Below are 1125 nucleotides of genomic sequence, written 5' to 3'. Positions count from 1 at the left end.
ATAGATGGTAGGGCTCTCTGTTTTCGGTCATTGTATAGGTGGCGTTGGCACAACTTGTGCCGGCGCGTCATCACCTTTCATGACCTTAAGGAGGGCCTTTCATGGCCAACTTCAAAGACATCATGGCGATGTGTTTGGACGGGGGAAGCTATGCTGCCATCTCTGCGGCGTTGGGATGTTCCAACCGGGATATTGCCAAAACCAAGACACTGATTGCGGACCTGAGCATCACCAAGGAGTCGTTTGCTCAGCTGGATCCATCATTCTTCGACGAGCACTTCAGCGACCATCGCGGGGCCCGTCGCAAGCGCTACGACCAGCCAGACTTCGAAAAGCTCGCCAAGCGACTAGCCAATAACAAGCACTTGACCCGCCACAAGCTCTGGCTGGACTACGTTGCTGCACCTGTCGGTGAAGGCGAGTCGAAGTATCAGTACTCCCAGTTTTGCGAACGCCTGCGCACCCACATCCGCACCACTGGAATGACCTCGATTATCGAACACGAGCCAGGCCAGGAACTCTATGTCGACTGGGCCGGCGACAAGGTTTCCATCATTGACAAGGCCATCGGTGAAGTCGGCATGAAAGCCAGCTTATTCGTGGCCATCTGCCCCTATTCTTCACTGTTGTTTGTGACAGCAACAGCTAACGAGAAGATGGACAACTGGATTTCCTGCCATGTGAAAGCCTTAGACTACCTCGGTAAATGCCCTGGCATCATCGTTCCTGACAACGCACCGACCGCGACTTATCGGCCGGTGAAGAACAAGCCCGGCCGGCGCATTCAACAACGCTACGCGGACTTCGCCGACTACTACGACATCCTGCTCGTACCGGCCCGACCTGGAAAACCTCGGGATAAGGCCGCTGTGGAACGCGCCGTCCAACTCGTCTACTCGCGCATCCTCGGCTACTTCGATGGGATCACTTTCTACAGTCTTGATGAACTCAATGAGGCTATCGCCCAGCGCGTCGACGACATCAACATGAATATGCCTAGGCCCGATGGGATAACCCGTAAAGAGTTGTTTGATGCTGATGAAGCGCCCATGATGCGTGACTTACCAGATACCCCGTTTACGGAAGTGTCCTGGCGAAACGTCAAAGTCGACCGTAACTGGCACA

At 54.6% G+C, this 1125-nt stretch carries 1 protein-coding gene; it reads left to right on the top strand.

The features are described from left to right. Window positions 1-101: 101 nt before the first annotated feature. Window positions 102-1125: IS21 family transposase (istA, locus tag HMPREF3169_RS13335; protein WP_148132092.1), on the top strand; the 1024-nt coding region annotated here is incomplete at its 3' end.

The organism is Corynebacterium sp. HMSC08C04 (assembly GCF_001807495.1).
Classification (GTDB): Bacteria; Actinomycetota; Actinomycetes; order Mycobacteriales; family Mycobacteriaceae; genus Corynebacterium; species Corynebacterium simulans.
This window is presented reverse-complemented; position numbering and strand designations above follow the sequence as displayed.